This is a genomic window from Marinobacter sp. L-46 (genome assembly GCF_056859535.1).
Genome location: NZ_JBSXOP010000088.1, coordinates 1 through 15,560, shown reverse-complemented (window position 1 = coordinate 15,560; position 15,560 = coordinate 1). Strand labels below are relative to the sequence as shown.

General features: G+C 58.9%; 20 protein-coding genes. 9 read left to right on the top strand and 11 right to left on the bottom strand.

Going from position 1 to position 15,560, the window contains the following annotated elements; genetic code table 11:
• Positions 1–5: 5 nt before the first annotated feature.
• A complete protein-coding gene (locus AC13DJ_RS16110; protein WP_482933062.1) occupies positions 6–2,564 on the top strand; it encodes a DUF2339 domain-containing protein in 2,559 nt (852 codons plus the stop codon).
• 49 nt (positions 2,565–2,613) lie between these two features.
• Positions 2,614–3,312 (top strand): crotonase/enoyl-CoA hydratase family protein, encoded by a 699-nt coding sequence (locus tag AC13DJ_RS16105; RefSeq protein ID WP_286815634.1) that lies wholly within the window; start codon positions 2,614–2,616, stop codon positions 3,310–3,312.
• 3 nt (positions 3,313–3,315) lie between these two features.
• On the opposite strand, the gene AC13DJ_RS16100 is transcribed toward AC13DJ_RS16105, so the two are convergent.
• A complete protein-coding gene (locus tag AC13DJ_RS16100) occupies positions 3,316–4,023 on the bottom strand; it encodes a LemA family protein (RefSeq protein ID WP_094623808.1) in 708 nt (235 codons plus the stop codon).
• Positions 3,992–4,213 carry a hypothetical protein gene (locus AC13DJ_RS16095; RefSeq protein ID WP_482933063.1) on the bottom strand — a complete coding sequence of 74 codons (222 nt, stop codon included), beginning with the start codon at positions 4,211–4,213 and terminating at the stop codon, positions 3,992–3,994. Before AC13DJ_RS16095 ends, AC13DJ_RS16100 begins: the two co-directional genes overlap by 32 nt.
• Positions 4,214–4,487: 274 nt before the next feature.
• On the opposite strand from AC13DJ_RS16095, the gene efpL reads away from it, so the two are divergent.
• Positions 4,488–5,081, top strand: coding sequence for an elongation factor P-like protein EfpL (gene efpL, locus AC13DJ_RS16090; protein WP_482933064.1), 594 nt, complete (start codon positions 4,488–4,490; stop codon positions 5,079–5,081).
• A gap of 18 nt (positions 5,082–5,099) precedes the next feature.
• On the opposite strand, the gene AC13DJ_RS16085 is transcribed toward efpL, so the two are convergent.
• From AC13DJ_RS16085 to AC13DJ_RS16075, 3 genes are read right to left on the bottom strand one after another with little or no spacing between them, the layout of a single operon-like run.
• The gene (locus AC13DJ_RS16085) at positions 5,100–5,795 is read right to left on the bottom strand and encodes a pseudouridine synthase (RefSeq protein WP_199457970.1); all 696 of its coding nucleotides are present in this window, start codon (positions 5,793–5,795) and stop codon (positions 5,100–5,102) included.
• Positions 5,792–6,568, bottom strand: coding sequence for a spermidine synthase (locus AC13DJ_RS16080; protein ID WP_199457971.1), 777 nt, complete (start codon positions 6,566–6,568; stop codon positions 5,792–5,794). The genes AC13DJ_RS16085 and AC13DJ_RS16080 overlap by 4 nt, the downstream gene beginning before the upstream one ends.
• The gene (locus AC13DJ_RS16075) at positions 6,568–7,281 is read right to left on the bottom strand and encodes a lytic transglycosylase domain-containing protein (protein WP_199457972.1); all 714 of its coding nucleotides are present in this window, start codon (positions 7,279–7,281) and stop codon (positions 6,568–6,570) included. The genes AC13DJ_RS16080 and AC13DJ_RS16075 overlap by 1 nt, the downstream gene beginning before the upstream one ends.
• A 196-nt stretch (positions 7,282–7,477) precedes the next feature.
• On the opposite strand from AC13DJ_RS16075, the gene AC13DJ_RS16070 reads away from it, so the two are divergent.
• Positions 7,478–7,717 (top strand): TIGR02647 family protein, encoded by a 240-nt coding sequence (locus AC13DJ_RS16070; protein WP_022987942.1) that lies wholly within the window; start codon positions 7,478–7,480, stop codon positions 7,715–7,717.
• A gap of 88 nt (positions 7,718–7,805) precedes the next feature.
• Positions 7,806–8,702, top strand: a complete 897-nt coding sequence (locus AC13DJ_RS16065) for a DMT family transporter (protein ID WP_199457973.1) — start codon at positions 7,806–7,808, stop codon at positions 8,700–8,702.
• Here AC13DJ_RS16065 and AC13DJ_RS16060 read toward each other — a convergent pair.
• The 4 genes from AC13DJ_RS16060 to AC13DJ_RS16045 form a co-directional block, all read right to left on the bottom strand.
• Positions 8,699–8,875, bottom strand: coding sequence for a DUF1328 domain-containing protein (locus AC13DJ_RS16060; protein WP_022987944.1), 177 nt, complete (start codon positions 8,873–8,875; stop codon positions 8,699–8,701). The genes AC13DJ_RS16065 and AC13DJ_RS16060 overlap by 4 nt on opposite strands.
• Positions 8,876–8,976: 101 nt before the next feature.
• Positions 8,977–9,597, bottom strand: a complete 621-nt coding sequence (locus AC13DJ_RS16055) for a LysE family translocator (protein WP_094623815.1) — start codon at positions 9,595–9,597, stop codon at positions 8,977–8,979.
• A 13-nt stretch (positions 9,598–9,610) separates the two neighbouring features.
• Entirely contained in the window at positions 9,611–10,063 is a 453-nt protein-coding gene (locus tag AC13DJ_RS16050) for a hypothetical protein (RefSeq protein WP_022987946.1), read from the bottom strand.
• Entirely contained in the window at positions 10,063–11,745 is a 1,683-nt protein-coding gene (locus AC13DJ_RS16045; RefSeq protein ID WP_289103260.1) for a L,D-transpeptidase family protein, read from the bottom strand. The genes AC13DJ_RS16050 and AC13DJ_RS16045 overlap by 1 nt, the downstream gene beginning before the upstream one ends.
• A 74-nt stretch (positions 11,746–11,819) precedes the next feature.
• On the opposite strand from AC13DJ_RS16045, the gene AC13DJ_RS16040 reads away from it, so the two are divergent.
• The 3 genes from AC13DJ_RS16040 to AC13DJ_RS16030 all read left to right on the top strand — a co-directional run bounded on the left by AC13DJ_RS16040 (position 11,820) and on the right by AC13DJ_RS16030 (position 13,300).
• On the top strand, positions 11,820–12,596 hold the full coding sequence (locus AC13DJ_RS16040; RefSeq protein ID WP_094623817.1) for a TSUP family transporter: 777 nt from the start codon (positions 11,820–11,822) through the stop codon (positions 12,594–12,596).
• Between the two features lie 44 nt (positions 12,597–12,640).
• A complete protein-coding gene (locus AC13DJ_RS16035; RefSeq protein WP_482933065.1) occupies positions 12,641–12,910 on the top strand; it encodes a hypothetical protein in 270 nt (89 codons plus the stop codon).
• Between the two features lie 237 nt (positions 12,911–13,147).
• A complete protein-coding gene (locus tag AC13DJ_RS16030; RefSeq protein ID WP_482933066.1) occupies positions 13,148–13,300 on the top strand; it encodes a hypothetical protein in 153 nt (50 codons plus the stop codon).
• Between the two features lie 70 nt (positions 13,301–13,370).
• On the opposite strand, the gene AC13DJ_RS16025 is transcribed toward AC13DJ_RS16030, so the two are convergent.
• Positions 13,371–13,565 (bottom strand): hypothetical protein, encoded by a 195-nt coding sequence (locus tag AC13DJ_RS16025; RefSeq protein ID WP_058341421.1) that lies wholly within the window; start codon positions 13,563–13,565, stop codon positions 13,371–13,373.
• A 118-nt stretch (positions 13,566–13,683) separates the two neighbouring features.
• Here AC13DJ_RS16025 and AC13DJ_RS16020 point away from each other — a divergent pair, with 118 nt between their 5' ends.
• Complete coding sequence (locus AC13DJ_RS16020; protein ID WP_036218924.1) at positions 13,684–14,583, top strand: LysR family transcriptional regulator; 900 nt, start codon at positions 13,684–13,686, stop codon at positions 14,581–14,583.
• 2 nt (positions 14,584–14,585) lie between these two features.
• On the opposite strand, the gene AC13DJ_RS16015 is transcribed toward AC13DJ_RS16020, so the two are convergent.
• Positions 14,586–15,305, bottom strand: coding sequence for a transglycosylase SLT domain-containing protein (locus AC13DJ_RS16015; protein ID WP_022987953.1), 720 nt, complete (start codon positions 15,303–15,305; stop codon positions 14,586–14,588).
• Positions 15,306–15,560 lie beyond the last annotated feature (255 nt).

Sequence of the window (15,560 nt, the reverse complement as noted above, 5' to 3'; positions counted from 1 at the left end):
GTCGTTTGGAATTCATTTTCATTATCCTTGTGGCCGGCGCTGCCCTGCTGGTGCCGGTCGGTTCGCTGCTGGGCTTTCTGGCGTTTCGCCAGCGTGACCGGCACGCCTCCCGTGTTGAAGCGCTGAGCCGTGAAGTCGCAACTCTCCGGCAGGAGCTTGCCGCCCTCAAGAGCGGGAATGCTTTCGGAGAATTTGCGCAAGCAACGGCAGACCTGGCACCCGAGCAGGCGCCTGCGGCTGCGCCCGTTTATCCTGCACAAGCAGAATCTCAGGTTGTTCCGGAAGAAAATCCTCCCCAGGCTACTCCTACACCGCCGCCGCAACCCCGGCAACTTTCCCTTGAAACCCGGCTGATCAACGCCCTGAAAGCAAACTGGATGGTTTGGCTGGGTGGCCTGAGTGTAAGCCTGGCCGGAATTTTCATGGTCAGCCATTCCATCAGCGCAGGCCTGATTGGCCCGGTTCAGCAATTTGCGCTGGCTCTGTTGAGTGGCCTGGCACTGCATGCCGGTGCGGAATATCTGCGCCGGCGCCATACGGGCACCGACCAGGTGTTCGCAGCTCTGGCCGGTGGTGGCAGTATTACCCTTTATGCAGCCTTGCTGGCGGGTGTCCGCCATTATGAGCTTATCGGCCCCGTTACCGGGTTGATACTGCTGGCAGTCGTCTCTCTGGCGACCATGGCGCTGGCCTTGGTGCACGGCCCGTTACTGGCCGTGATGGGGCTGTTTGGTGCCTATGTGGTGCCTTTGCTGGTGGGCGGCGAAGGCGGCAGCGTCCTGTTCGTGCTGAGCTACAGCTTTCTGATTACCCTAAGCTCCATGTTGTTGATGCGGCGCGTTTACCGTGACTGGCTCTGGTATGGCACGCTGCTGGGCGCTCTGGGGTGGTGGTTATTGGCGGGTATGGGCTCGGCCGCAATGCTGGCGACTGCGGGCTACCTTTCGGCGTTGTTTGTGCTGTTTTCCATGTGGCCCGGTGAAGTCAGTCTTTCCGGAGAGCGTCGTCGTGAAGCATTGATTGCCCTGCTGGCAGCCTGGGCTGTGTCCATTTACCAGCAACCGGCTACAGAGCCGCTGTTTCTGGCCTGGTTGTTTATATTGCCGGTGGCAATTCTCTCGCCTTCCGGGCGCGGGGCTTTCTGGTACTTGCCCTGGCTGGCGGTGCTGGCAACCGTTGTGGGTTGGCTCGGGTTTGCGGCTAAGGCTTCGGGAGAGTTTCTGCTGGTTACCCTCGCCGAAGAGCAGCACGGAATATTCCTCACTTACTTGATGCTGGCCGCCGTCATTACCCTGATGTCCGGGCTCTGGCAGTGGCGACAGCAATTGCAGCTCAGGCGCTGGGCCTCACTGGTGATGCTGGCACCGGTTATCTGGTTGCTGCTGGGTTGGTTGTTGTTGGTGCCGGCAGGCGAAGCGTCTGGCGCCTGGGCCCTGGTTTCCTTGTTCGCTGGTGGTGTTTATGGCGCTCTGGCCTGGCGGCTGGAGCAGCGCAGTGAGTGGCGTGCCGGGTTGGTCTGGGCCCTGCTGGCAGCACACGCCAGTTACTCTCTGGCGGTGGTCATGTGGCTGCAGGAAGCCTCGCTTACCTTGGCGCTGGCAGCGCAGTTTGTCAGCCTGGTGTGGCTGGCCCGCCGGTATCAGGCATCGGAGCTGTACTGGCTGTTAAAACTGGTGCTGGCCGTTGTGGTGGCTCGGCTGACCTTTAATCCCTGGCTGGACAACTATCAGGCGGCCAGCCACTGGACGCTGCTGACCTACGTCGGTGCTGCCGGCTTTGCGGTAGCGGCAACCTGGCTGGCCGGGCGCAGCGGTGCTATTCGCCCGTGGCTGGAGGGTGCGTCGTTGCACCTGGTTGTTTTGTTTATGGGGGTGGCCCTGCGTTTTGCGCTGTACGACGGTGACATCTTTGTTCGGGACTACAGCCTGACCGAGGCAGCTATCAATACGCTGCTCTGGGGCTCTGTGAGTGTGGTCTATGTGATTCGCGCCCGAGCCAGCGAGACTCTGGCCTGGCTGTATCGGTTGTTTGCGTGGATTTTGCTGGCCATGGCCGGGTTAAGTTACCTGGTGGCGGTTGTGGCTCATAATCCCTGGTGGACCAGCTGGGTGATTGGCGAAACGCCTGTCTTCAACCTGCTGTTACTGGCCTATGGCGCACCGGTGCTGCTGGCACTGGTGGTTAGCCGTTATCGGGAACTGGTACCCCGGCATTGGGCGCTTGCGGTGGCCGGTGCGGCGTTCCTGTTATTTACCGCCCTGGAAATCCGCCAGCTCTGGCAGGGCAGTGCCATGGCCCTCCAGCACGGCATGGGCGAAGGTGAGCTCTACACTTACTCGGTGGTGGGCATGCTGTATGCGGTGGTGGCCATTCTATGGTCTGCCCGAAACCATAGCCTGATGTTGCACAAGGTTGGCATGGCGCTGCTGGGCGTGGTAATTGCCAAGATTTTCCTGGTGGATATGTCTGGCTTGCAGGGGCTCTGGCGGGTTGCTGCCTTTATGGGGCTCGGATTGGCCTTGCTGGGCCTGGCGTGGGTTTACCGCAGAAGCCGTAAGCTATAAAGTTAACAAACACTCACTTAAATAAAACGCAGTACATGAGGATATCCAGGTGACAGAACTCGTAACTTACGAACTGAATGATGGCATTGCCACCATCACCCTGAACAACGGCAAGGCCAATGCCCTGAGCCACGAGGTTTTTGAGGGGCTGAATGCCGCCCTTGACCAGGCCGAGCAGGACAAGGCCATTGTGATCCTGACCGGCCAGCCCGGTATGTTCTCCGGCGGCTACGACCTGAAAGAAATGCAGAAAGGCCCGAAAGAGGCCATGGCCCTGGTGAAAGTGGGCTCAACCCTCACCCGTCGCCTGTCAGCCTTCCCGCGGCCGGTGATTGCGGCCTGCAGCGGCCATGCCATTGCCAAGGGTGCGTTTATCCTGCTGTCTGTGGATTACCGGGTTGGGGTGGAAGGCAGCTTCAAGTTGGGCCTGAATGAAGTGGCTATTGGCATGACCATGCACCACGCCGGCATCGAGATCGCCCGTCATCGCATGCCTGCGCCTTACTTCTACCGTTCTGTGGTGAATGCCGAGATCTTTAACCCGGAAGGCGCCATTGCGGCCGGCTTCCTGGACGAGGCGGTCGCCCCGGAACAGCTGATGGAGCGTGCGCTGGCTGTGGCTACCCAGATGAAACAGCTAAACATGACTGCACACAAGCAGACCAAGCTGAAAGTGAAAGCCGATTACCTGGCGCTGCTGGATCGCTGCATCGAGCAGGATTTCGCTCACTTTGACCTGATGGGCTGATAGTTAGCTTCCATCCTTGCTGAACTGGCTGACCGGGCGGAACCGGAACAGCCAGGCCAGCAGCAGATCCGGCAGGGTCTGGATTCGGGTGTTGTAGATCATGGCGCTGTCGGTGTAGCTGTTGCGCAGCAGTGCCAGGTAGCTCTCGGTATCCGCCATGATCGCCATAAAGCGCCCAACCACTTCGTGATTTTTCATCTCCGGATAATCTTCAATCCTGGCTTTGAGCACCTGCGTTGCGGCCTGTTCACGGGCAAGCGTTCGCTCCACATTCGCGGCGGACTCCATGCTGGCGGGCGGCTCGGCCCGTAGTGAGGCAATGTGGGTCATCAGTTGTTTTTCATGGGCCATGGCGGCCTTTACCGTATTCTCCAGCATCGGCCACAGGTCATGGCGTTGCTGCAAAATGGTGTCGATGTTGGCCCTGGCCCGGTTTACCCGGTTCTTCAGGAACACCATGTCGTTGTAATGCAGCACGCCCAGATAAAGGCACAGCACCAGTGGCACCATGAGGGCGGACAGCAGCAGGTTGTCCGGGCTGAACCGGCCATCGGCGGCGAGCAATGAGGTGGCGGTGAACAGAAACAGGCCAAGGCTGGCTGCAATGCTGACAAAACTGCGGGCGCCGCGGTTAAGAACACGGTGCTCACGGTTGAAATGCCCAACCACATAGGCAGTATCACCGGGGCGCAGGGCGGGCGCCAAGGGCATCGGTTACCGTGGCTTCAATCAGGTAGGGCCCGTCTGACAGTGCAGCGAGCGGGGTGGCTGGCAGTCTCTGCATCTGGCGGGTTTCGGTCATTTGTTCCAGCCCCTGATTCATCAGGTGCCAGCTTCCGGCCAGGCAGGCAACGGCGATGAGTGTGGTGATAATGCGCCGGGGAGTACTCGCCAGTGCCATGTGGATAAACGTCCTTTTGTCGTCGGCCGGAAAAAAGTGCAGTATACCTGATCAAATTACCTGCATGGCCCGCAAACCCAGGCGCACAGTAGCCTGGCGCGAGGTGTCCTTACCTTGCTAACAAAGTTATCCACAGTTTTTGTGAGTAAAGCAGGAGGGGCGAGAGTTATCCCGGGCAAACAGGTAAGATTACTGCGGTAGCAACTATCGCTTCCGGGCGCGAGTCGTGGTATATCAGCGCCCACCAAGATCAACTTTTTCGGAATCAGGTGTTATGCCAAAAGCGAGCGAGATTAAAAAGAACCAGGCCGTTGAATACGAAGGACGGGTGTATTTCGTTAAGGACATTGAACGCTCTGTACCCCAGGGCCGTGCCGGCGGCAGCCTGTACCGCATGCGGATGTACGATGTGGTCACCAACCAGAAGCTGGACGAGACCTTCAAGGACCAGAAGCTGGACGAGACCTTCAAGGACTCCGACATGCTGAACCTTGCGGACCTGGTGCGTCGTCCGGTCACGTTTTCCTACGCCGATGGCGACGAGTACGTGTTCATGGATAACGAAGACTTCACCCAGTACATGCTGAACAAGAGCGCCATCGAAGACGAGCTGTTGTTCATCACTGAAGACACTCAGGGTGTGATGGCCATTCTGGTCAGCGATACGCCGGTGGCCATTGACCTGCCACCTACGGTGGAACTGACCATCGAAGAAACCGACCCGTCTGTGAAGGGTGGTTCTGCCACCGCGCGTACCAAGCCGGCTCACCTGACCACCGGACTGGTTGTTCAGGTTCCAGAGCACATCTCCACCGGCGACCGCATCAAGGTGAACGTGGAAGAGCGCAAGTTCCTCAGCCGCGCCTGATGTGTTTGATCCGCTCTGTCAGCCGATGGAGCGGATCTCGCTGCCGCTCAGGTGGCGATACCCGCCAACAGGAAGCTCCGGGTCCAGTACCAGGCTTCCCATGCTTTCCCGGTGCAGTGACGTCACCCGATTGCCTACTGCGTGGAACATCCGCTTTACCTGGTGATACCGCCCTTCAAAAATGGTGACCCTCGCCTCGTGATCGTTCAGCGGTTCCAGCTGCGCAGGGGACGTTGTCAGTTGCTCGTACTCGAACCAGATACCTTCGGCAAAGCGCAGGGCGGTCTCCGGGCTGATGGGTTCAGCGGTTGTTACCCGGTACACTTTCGGAATCTTCACGGCAGGTTCTGTCAGCCGGCGAGACCAGGTGCCGTCATTGCTCAGAATCAGCAGCCCGGTGCTGGCCCGGTCCAGGCGCCCGCCAATGTGCAGGTGCGAACGCAGTTCCGGCTCAATCAACTCCATAACGGTAGGGTGCTGGTCGTCCCGGGTGGCACTCAGGTACCCGGCGGGTTTGTGCAGCATCAGGTAATAGGCCGGTTCGGCCTGCTGGATAATGTCCTTGTCGATCTTCACTTCCCGGAAGCGGGAGATGTCTTCACTGCCGTCCCGGCAGACCGCCCCATCCACCCAGACCCGCCCGGCTGCCAGTAACTGGTTGGCAAGGCGGCGGCTGATTCCGTTCTGGTTGCTGACGATACGGGCAAGCTTCATTCGGCGGGTGGGGCAAGTCGGCTGAGTTTGTTGACCAGCTTACGCCAGCCAATCGGCAGGCGCGCTTCCAGCGCATTCAGCCGGGCTTTGTCGGCCGGCAGCGGGTCAATGGCCTGCTTGTGGCCGTAAATCACCCAGTTGTTGGTTTTGCTTTTGAAGACCAGTAACAGGGGAAACTGGCGCCGGAGCTCCCGAAGCAGGTTGCCATCCGGTTCCGGCATACGGTGATAGTTCAGCACCAGCCAGCCCTGGGCCGACAGCGCCCGACTGCAGGCCTTGATGAACTGGCGCTGGCTTTGGGCCGGGCTCATCCGGTCCGCGCTGTACAGGTCGGTCAGGATCATATCGGTGCCGGCTTCCGGTAAGTTATCCACCGCCACGCGGGCATCGGCAATGTGGATATCAAGCCGGTCAGACTCGGGCAGAGAGAACCACTCCCTGGCAATGTCTGCCACCTTGCGGCGCAATTCATAAACCTCGATGGACGCTTCCGGCAGCAGGGTGAACAGGCCATGTGCCAGCGCGCCACCACCCAGCCCGAGAACAGTCACTTTACCTGGCGTGGTGAAGGCGAGGGGCAAGAGCATGGCGCGGTTGTATTCGTGTACCGGAACCTGGGGAGCAGAGCGCAGAATCTTGCTTTGCTCGAACACCGAATCAAAGCTCAGGATTCGGTGCTTTCGGTCGTCAATCACAAGGATGTTGCCGTAGTTATCCCGAGCCACATGGACAATATCGCCCTTGATCTCCGGGCTTTTGAGAATGGTGCCCATCAGTTTTTGGCGTAGCGCTGGTGCAGTATGCCAACGCGCTCAACATAGGCCTTGGTCTCTGCGTAGGGCGGAATGCCGTTGTACCGGCCCACAGCACCCGGGCCGGCATTGTAGGCGGCGGTCGCCAGGCGGATATCGCCACCGAAACGTTTGAGCATTTGGGCCAGGTAATCGACGCCGCCACGAATGTTGTCCTGTATGGCAAACGGGTCGTTCACGCCCAGCTCATCGGCCGTGCCCGGCATCAACTGCATCAGCCCCTGTGCGCCCACGGGAGAAACCGCTTTGGGATTAAATGCCGACTCGGCATGGATGACCGCCCGAACCAGGGCCGGGTCTACATCGTATTCCCGGGCGGCGGTCAGGATTTCATCCCGGTAGGGTGTCAGGAACAGCGGGGTCTTGTGCCAGTCCACCTTGGAGCCGGGGTCGCAGGCATAGCAATGGAACCGGATAACTTCCACTTCGGCGTTACCCGGACGCTGGCTGCTGTAGGCCACCACGCCGTGTTCATCGGTGTAGCGATAGATGGTTTCGGTTTTGGTAGAGGCCCGGGGCTGCGCCTTGCTCTTCACGTTGGTGTACTCCACCCGGCCATCCGGATGCACGATTCGCTGAATGCTGTCGGCCCTGGCGCTGCTGACCAATGCCATCGCCAGGAACAGGCCAGTGATGAGGGCTCGTGCCGGTTTGTTCAGGAAATAGTTACGCATTGCTCGCCTGGAGATAAACAGCCTACCAACGAATTTACCGGTATTGGCTGCGGGAAGGTACCGGTAATTGCGGGATTCTGGTGCCGTGATGATACGGAATGTTGATGGGTTCACAAGAGACTTTCGGTAACTCGGCGATGCTCTTGCACAGACAGTAGGCTACACTGCTAGGAATATGACAACACGGGAGTATTCCATGCCGTTCTCGCCAAAGCACCTTGCTGAACTGAACCTTCTGCTGCAATTCCCTTCAACCTCCACTCAGGAAGGTATCAAGGTTCATGCCCATTCCGCTGCGCCGGAGACCGTCAAGGCAGCTGAAACGCTGTTTGCCAAAGGTCTGATCAGCCAGATGGACGGAGGCTACCTTACCCCCATGGGGTGCGAGGCGGTTGAGCTTACCCAGAAGCTCCAGGCGATGATTGCCGAGCCCTGACACCAACCTGTTTGAAACAGTAGCGCTGCACCCGGCCAAAACGGTCGGGTGGGGTGCTTTGTTATTCGTGTAGCGGCAGCCGAAACCTATGCCACCGATCTACTACTCCCTGTTTGTGCCCGCGCTGTTCGTCTGGTTGTGGAGCACCGGTTTTATTGGCGCCAAGTACGGCTTGCCTCATGCAGAGCCATTTACCCTGCTGCTGATTCGTATGCTGTTGACGCTCATACCGTTAACCGTTCTGGCGCTGGTGATGAAATCACGCTGGCCGGGTTGGCGCGGAGCGGGGCACCTGGCGGTGACCGGGTTGCTGGTGCAGGGAACCTATTTGGGCGGCGTGTTCTATGCCATTGACCAGGGCATGCCTTCTGGGCTGGTATCGTTGATCGTTGGCTTGCAGCCCCTGGTCACGGCCCTGGCGGCGGTCTTGTTGCTTCGGGAAACCGTGGCGGGCCGTCAGTGGTCAGGGTTGGTTATGGGATTGGTGGGGGTGGCCCTGGTGCTGGCTGAGAAGCTCGGGGATGGCTCGAACGGAGCGGGTTTCTCACCGGTTACCTTGCTTTGGGCGGGGCTGTCCCTGGTTGGTATTTCGCTGGGAACGGTTTATCAGAAGCGTTTCGGAACCGGGGTAGACCTGATCTCCGGCACCATGATCCAGTACACCGCCGCCGCTGCCTTGTTTGCCCTGGGTGCTTTTACCCTGGAAACCCGCGAAATCCAGTGGTCACTGCAGTTCAGCCTTGCCCTGGGCTGGCTGGTATTCGGGTTGTCGGTAAGTGCAATTCTGATTCTGATGTGGCTGATACGCAGAGGGGCTGCTTCCCAGGTGGCGAGTCTGTTCTACCTGGTGCCGCCGGTGACGGCGCTGGAAGCCTTCATTCTGTTTGATGAACGGCTGGGGCCAATGGCGATAGCCGGTGGCGTGGTCGCAGTAGCCGGGGTGGCCCTCGTTGTGACCGGAGGGCCACGACCGGTGAAAACCTAGACCTTGGGGCCTTTACCGCGAAGCATGTTGAATAACAGGGACACGACCAACAGTACAAGGAAGATGAAAAACAGTATCTTCGCAAATCCTGCCGCAGTTCCCGCAATGCCTCCGAACCCGAGGACTCCCGCGATAATCGCAATAACAAGACAAACTATAGCCCAGTAGAGCATCTCCTATCCTCCGTTTCAGGGGTGCCCTTTAAAAGTGGCACAGTCCTTCAGGAAGCGCAATTGAGAAGCACTTACCGTTGAGTAATGGTTTCGCAGGAGTTCTACTTGCCAGCTACGATACCGGCCACCAGTCGCCCCGCCAGCGCTACCAGAATGGCTCCGAACACCCGCTCGAACCAGACCGCCCGTTTCTTCAGCATATCCAGCCACTTCGGGTTGGAAAACAGCCAGGCCACAATCAGGTACCAGCCGGTATCAATCACCAGCGCGGTAGCGGCATAGCCAAACTTCGCCATCAGGCTGGTATCCACCCCGACCACCTGGCTGAACAGCGCCAGGAAAAACACCGCAATCTTGGGGTTGAAGAAGGCAATCAAGAAGCCGTCCCGGGCGGCGCTGCGGGTGCTGGGAGCTTCGGGCAGGGCCTGGTCGCTTTGAGCCTTGGCGGTGAGCCCTTTAAACCCGAGCCATGCCAGGTACAGCGCCCCGGCCCATTGCAGAATGGTGAACGCTGTTGGCGATGCGGTAATCACCGCCGCCAGGCCGAGAATGCTCAGAAACGCGTAGATGCCCACGCCAAGACCATGGGACAGCGCCGCGACAACGCCATTCCGGCGCCCGCCGGTCATGGTCTGTTTCAGCACCAGGGCCAGGGAGGGGCCGGGCGACATGGCGCCAAGCACGCAGATGGTTACAACAGCTAACCAGGTGGTCAGGGTCATGGGGTTTCTCTGTTCAGTCGGTTTTTCGGGTGGGGTAAACAGACCGTGACAGGGTGGGCTCGCAACCGATCACCTGCCGTGCCTGTTTGTGGGCGTGAAGGTACCAGCGCTGGCCGCCATTGGTAAAGGTATTGCTGGCAACCGGGAAATCCCGGGTTTGCACGGTGCTGGGTATCGGGGTGCCATCGGCATGGCGGTACACGCAGGAGGTTCCGATGGTCATGGCCTGCCGCACGGGCAGGGTAATAAAGCCGTCATCACTGACTTGCGGGGGCTCGTCGTTGATGCTGATAACCTTCAGGCAGGGGCCGAAGTGGATGCGGTTCTGGTCGCCCACTTTTTCTTCAAGGCAATGATGGGCCTTCAGCAATACCGCGTCATCGGCAATATCGCCTTTTGGCCCGGGAAGGCTCTGGCAAGCTGCCAGGGCCGCACTTAGCAGCAGTGTGACGGCTGCGCGTTTCATCAATGGCTCCTTGGTGTCAGTTGCAGGTTGCCTTGCCAGTCGGAACGAAGGGCCTGCAGTAACTGGCGGTCGCGCCCGTAGATATCCTCCCGGAACTGGTAGGTTCCGGCGCGATCAACCCAGACGGTCCAGTACTGCAGGTGAACCGGCACCGGGTTCCGGAGGATGGCGTTGATCGGCTCGCTCGATTGCAGGGCTTCCTGAATGGCCCGATGGTCCCAGTCGCTGTTGCCCTCGAGCAACTTATTCGCCAGCTCAAACGGCCGCTCCACCCGGATGCAGCCGGAACTCAGGGTACGATCCATGCGGCTGAACAGGTATTGGCCCGGGGTGTCGTGCAGGTACACATCATACTGGTTCGGGAACATGAATTTCACCTGGCCGACGGCGTTCTGCGGTCCGGGCTGCTGCACCAGTTGATACGGGAAGTTGTTTTTGGTCAGGCTATCCCAGTCGATGGTAGCGGGATCAATCTCGACACGGTTGGCGCCCCAGCCTTGATATACCTTGAAGCCGAGCCGGTCCAGGTAGCCGGGATCTCGGCGGATCACTGGCAGCTGGTCTTCGATCATCAGCCGGCGCGGAACCGTCCAGGTGGGGTTGAAGACCAGGTAGCGGATACGGTCACTGAACACCGGTGTCTGCCGGTAGGGCTGGCCGACGATCACCCGCTGGCGCATGGTTTCCTGGCCGTTTTCCACCATGATCAGCTCATAACCGGCAATGTTTACCAAGATGTAGGTATCGCCCAGCGAATCCGGCAGCCAGCGCCATCGCTCCAGGTTGGCGTCGATCTGTTGTAGCCGTTCCAGGGGCATCTGGTTGATGGCCGCCAGGGTTTTACGGCCGATGATGCCGTCGGGATCCAGTCCGTGGCGGGCCTGGAAGGCTGGAATCACGGCGAGCAGGTCATCACTGTACAGCTGGTCGGCAAAGCCGGTATCGAATGCTTCTGAGCTGTCGTTGTCTCGGGCTGGCAGGTCGCCGAGCAGCCTCAGCCGCTCACGGACCTCAATCATTCTGGAGTCTGTATCCCCGGGCCGGATGGCTGGGCCGGAGTCGATCACCGGCCAGGGCTGCCCTAAAAGGTCAGAGACTTCTTTGCGGAGCGCCACCAGTTTGCGGTAGGCCGGCGCTTCCGGTTTCAGGCCTTGCAGGGTTTTGTAGATGCTGTGGTCCAGTATGGCGGCCGCAAGTACTTCATGCATTTTCCTTTGCTGTTCGGAAGGTTGCCAGCGGGCGGAGCGGGTTTCCTGGTCAAGCTTGCCATCATGCAGGTGTGTGGCAAGCAGCAAGAAGGCGTCAGACAATACCAGGTCGAGATCAGCCTGCAGGTCCTCACCATTGTGGTCCAGCGGCTGCGACGCAAAGTCCGCCAGGCTGTCGTAATGGTAGTCGCCAGGGTTCAGGCCTTCATTGGAGACTTCGCGGATGGCTTGCAGCAGTTCCTCCCGTGCCGGGAAAGAGCGCCATGCCGGTTCGTAGTTTCGGGCTTCATAGAACTGCACGAGCGCGTCCCGGGAGTGCAGGTGAGCGCCAAGAACCACCACCGGCTCACCGGCCTGCAAGGCCTCGACCCGGTTGATAATACTATCGTCGCTGTGGGAATTTCCGGCCAGCGCCAGTAACATCAAACCCAACCGACAGCTCTGCCAGAATCTGCGACGGTTGGCATCCTGCATCTGTCTCCCCTCCGTGTCATCATTAGCTTTTAGCCCAGCCGTTCTAACCTGCATGCCGGAGCCCGCTTTTACCCATGTCTGACCTGACTGTAGTTCAGTATATCCTGATTGCATTGATCTTTGTCTGGAGCGGGTTTGTCCGGTCAGGGCTGGGTTTCGGTGGTGCCGTGTTGTCCCTGCCGTTCCTTTTACTGGTTCTTGATGAACCTTTGGTGTTTTTGCCGTTGATTTCGATACACCTGCTGGTGTTCTCCTCCCTCACCATCTGGCTCAACAACCGGAAAGGCGCGAAGGACCGGCAGGCCGGTGGCACGGGCACCGTAGACTGGCGTTATCTGGGGCGCCTGCTGGCGATCATGATTGTGCCCAAACTGATCGGGGTATTCGGGCTGATTACCCTGCCGGGCTATGTGATGAGCTCGATCATTTTCGTGATTGTTGCGTTGTATTCACTGTCATACATTGCCAACCGTCCGTTCCGCAGTGGCAGCAAGACGGTCGATACCATTTTCCTGATGCTGGGGGGCTACATCAGTGGCACTTCACTGATTGGTGCTCCGCTGATTATCGCGGTGGCGGCGCAGCACCTACCCAAGGAGAAGCTCAGGGATACCTTGTTTGCCCTGTGGTTTATCCTGGTACTGATCAAGCTGTCGGCATTTATCTGGGCGGGTGTCGACCTGCAACTCATTCATCATTTGTGGCTGCTGCCGGCGGCAGCCGTGGGGCATGTGATCGGGCTCTATGTGCACGACCGCATGCTCCAGGCCGAAGGTTCGCTGTTTTTCCGGGTGCTGGGTGTCGTGCTGCTGGTGGTTAGCACCATCGGGATGGTTTCTGTCTGGCGTTAGGCGTAATCTGTCAGGAAGGCATCTAATTCAGGGAGGATAACGCGATGAACGCGACCGATCCCGACTTTGCAGCCCTGCGTCGCGCCATGGTGAAGTTACAGATTTCCGGGCGAGGCATTCGTGATGGCCGGGTACTGGAAGCCATGGCCAGGCTACCGAAGGCTGGCCCTGAGGGCGCTTCAGGTACCCAGCATTCCCGCGTAGGCTGTGTAGAAAAAGGCGCAGGAACCGAGCAGGATCAGGCCCCAGGCTGGAGCGGTCATGGCAGAACGTGTCGGCTTGTTCATAGCTACCTCCCTTGGCAATGCTATTGATACGCTGACGTCTTCACTGTAGACCATGATTGATAAATGTCACAAACTAAATTGTTCAGATAACGACCACGCAACCACGTCCGGCAGTACCGGCCAACCCGGGCGTTTAACACCGGATTGGCGACGGCGGCGAGGTTCAGGTGAAAAGTCCCGGGCAGATGGTGGGTTACTTCAAGAATGAGTAGAAAACCCGGGAAGATATTACCGAAGACGGCTTCCTGAAAACCGGTTTAATGCGTGGCCGGTGCCAATCAGCCGCAATCCCGCCTGATGGTTCTGCTGTCAGAAGAAGCCCGTGATGAGCTGGGTCGGGGGCGGATCGCAGATTTCTACAACTGCAAGATGGACGAGTGGTTTGCCCGGAATGCCAAGGTGATCCGGGAATTCTGAAGTTCTTCGAGGCAAACAAAAACCCCGGCATGGAGTCCATGCCGGGGTTTTTTGATTCAGGCTGCCGGGCTTATACGCCGCCCTGTACCTGGGGCATATCCTGGGCTGCGGCAACTGCCTTGCGGTTGGCAATGCGCAGTTTGCGGCCGATAAACTGCACCACCTGTTTTGTCGCGGCGCGGGTATACTGGCGACGCATCTCCACTCCATTGTGGAGGATGCTTGATGGCTGCGGGCGAACGCTCGCGGTGTACTTCTGAATCATGGCGCCTTCCTCCTTCATCGGGTGGCTGGAATCGTTAACTTGCACACAATTCTAGGGGTTCTTATTTGCAGTTTGAATACGGTAAACTCCGTACTCACGTTGCAAATATGCAGTAACTATGGACTGGGATTATCTTCGATATATACGGGCTCTGGCAATAGCCGGAACCTTCGCAAAAGCCGGTGAATTGCTGGGTGTTCACCAAACCACTGTTTTACGGCGACTTGACCAGATGGAAGAGTCCCTGGGGGTTCAGTTTTTCGAGCGCAACCGGGACGGATTGCAGCTGACACCAGTCGGGGAAATGGCCTTTCGGGAAGCGGAAAGGCTGGCAACCGATATGGAAAACCTCGAACGCAAACTGGTGGGCCAGGACGGTGCGCCTGTGGGCAAGGTCCGGATTGCCGCCGAAGACGCCATGATGAACGAGCTGCTGAGCCCGATCCTGGCGGAACTGGTGCGGGAGTATCCGGACATCGAACTGGAAGTGCTCACCGACAACGATGTTGCCAACCTGAGCCACCGGGAAGCCGACCTGACGCTTCGCCCGGAAAACAAACCCCAGGCTACCCTCGAGGGCGAGCGCATTGCCGCGATTGATTCGGCGGTTTATGGCGCTGCGAAATACTGCCGGCGCAATCGAGATATGGACATCGAAAACCAGCCGGAAGCCTGCACCTGGATTCTTCCGGATGAGTCTTTCAGCCACCTGGCAACGGGCCGGTGGTACCGCAAGCATCTCAAGAACGTAAACTCGGTCATTCGCTGCAACAGCCTGCAGGCAATGGCCGCCCTGGCCAGGGCCGGTGCCGGGCTGGCGGTTCTGCCTTGCTACCTTGGCGAGCCGGCAAAGGAATTGCGCCGGCTGTCAGACCCCCTGGACGGTGAAAGTGTCGACCTCTGGTTGCACGTCAACCAGGACACCCAGCAAATGGCCCGGGTGCGGATTGTGATGGAGTTTCTGGCCGAACGCCTGCAGGCACTGGAGTCTGCCGTCGAGTTCAGCGCAACTCTCTGAACTCAGTCTTCAGCGGAACAGAAGGGCCAGAACTGATACCACCGCCAGCACTGGAACTCGGCTTCGCAGGTTTGCAGCTGGTTGTGGTACCGGAAGGCCCGGTTCTGAACCCTTTGCGCGAGGGACTTGATGGCCGGTTTCTGGTCAAAGGATCGCCGGGCATAGCCGCCGCGGCCCTCGTGGTAGGCAAGATACAGCTGCGCGGGCGCGGTCAGGGCGATGCCCAGGTGCCGGTGGCTCAGCTGGTTGTACCAGCCCACGAAATCCAGCGCATATTCCATGTCTGTGCGAACGGTTCGCCAGCTGCCGTCTGTGGCAATCAGGTATTCACCCCAGGCCGGGTCCAGGGCCTGGGCATAGCCCAGCGCGGTGGTGGGTCGTTTCCACGGAATCAGCCCCCAGAGCCGGGTGCGGGGAGGGCGGGCGTGGCTGCGAAAGGATGATTCGTAATAGACAAACGCCAGCTGGGTAGCCACAGGCGTGCCCCATTTCTCCTGTGAGGCCCGGGCGTAGTCATACCAGACGGTATGTTCGCGGAAGATCTCGCAGATGTTGTCCGTGTTGGCCGGCGGGTCGGGCGCCAGCAGGCTGAAACGCAGCGTTGCCCAGATGCCGATGACCAGGCCGAGCAGGGGCAGGCCATACCAGCTCACCCGTGAGCGCCACACATTAAAACGCTTGTTGCGGTTTTTTCGGGGTTTTCTGGTCTTTTTCCGGCTCATCCCTACCAAACTGTCATCTCCGAAGCCCCACGGACACTTGCCCGGGCGCCTGTTGCCGTGTCATAAACAGGGCGATTCGATCATCAGGATAATAGAGAAATGCGACTGAACTCCCTAGTTAGTGCCCATCCAGAAACTAATAAACAACTGATTTTCAGGTAATATTTCTGAGGAAGGGTAAAAGAATCCTCTTGGCTCTGGTATGTTTAAAGTGCGAACCAAAAACAGCCAACAACCAAGAGGATCCGGCATGCG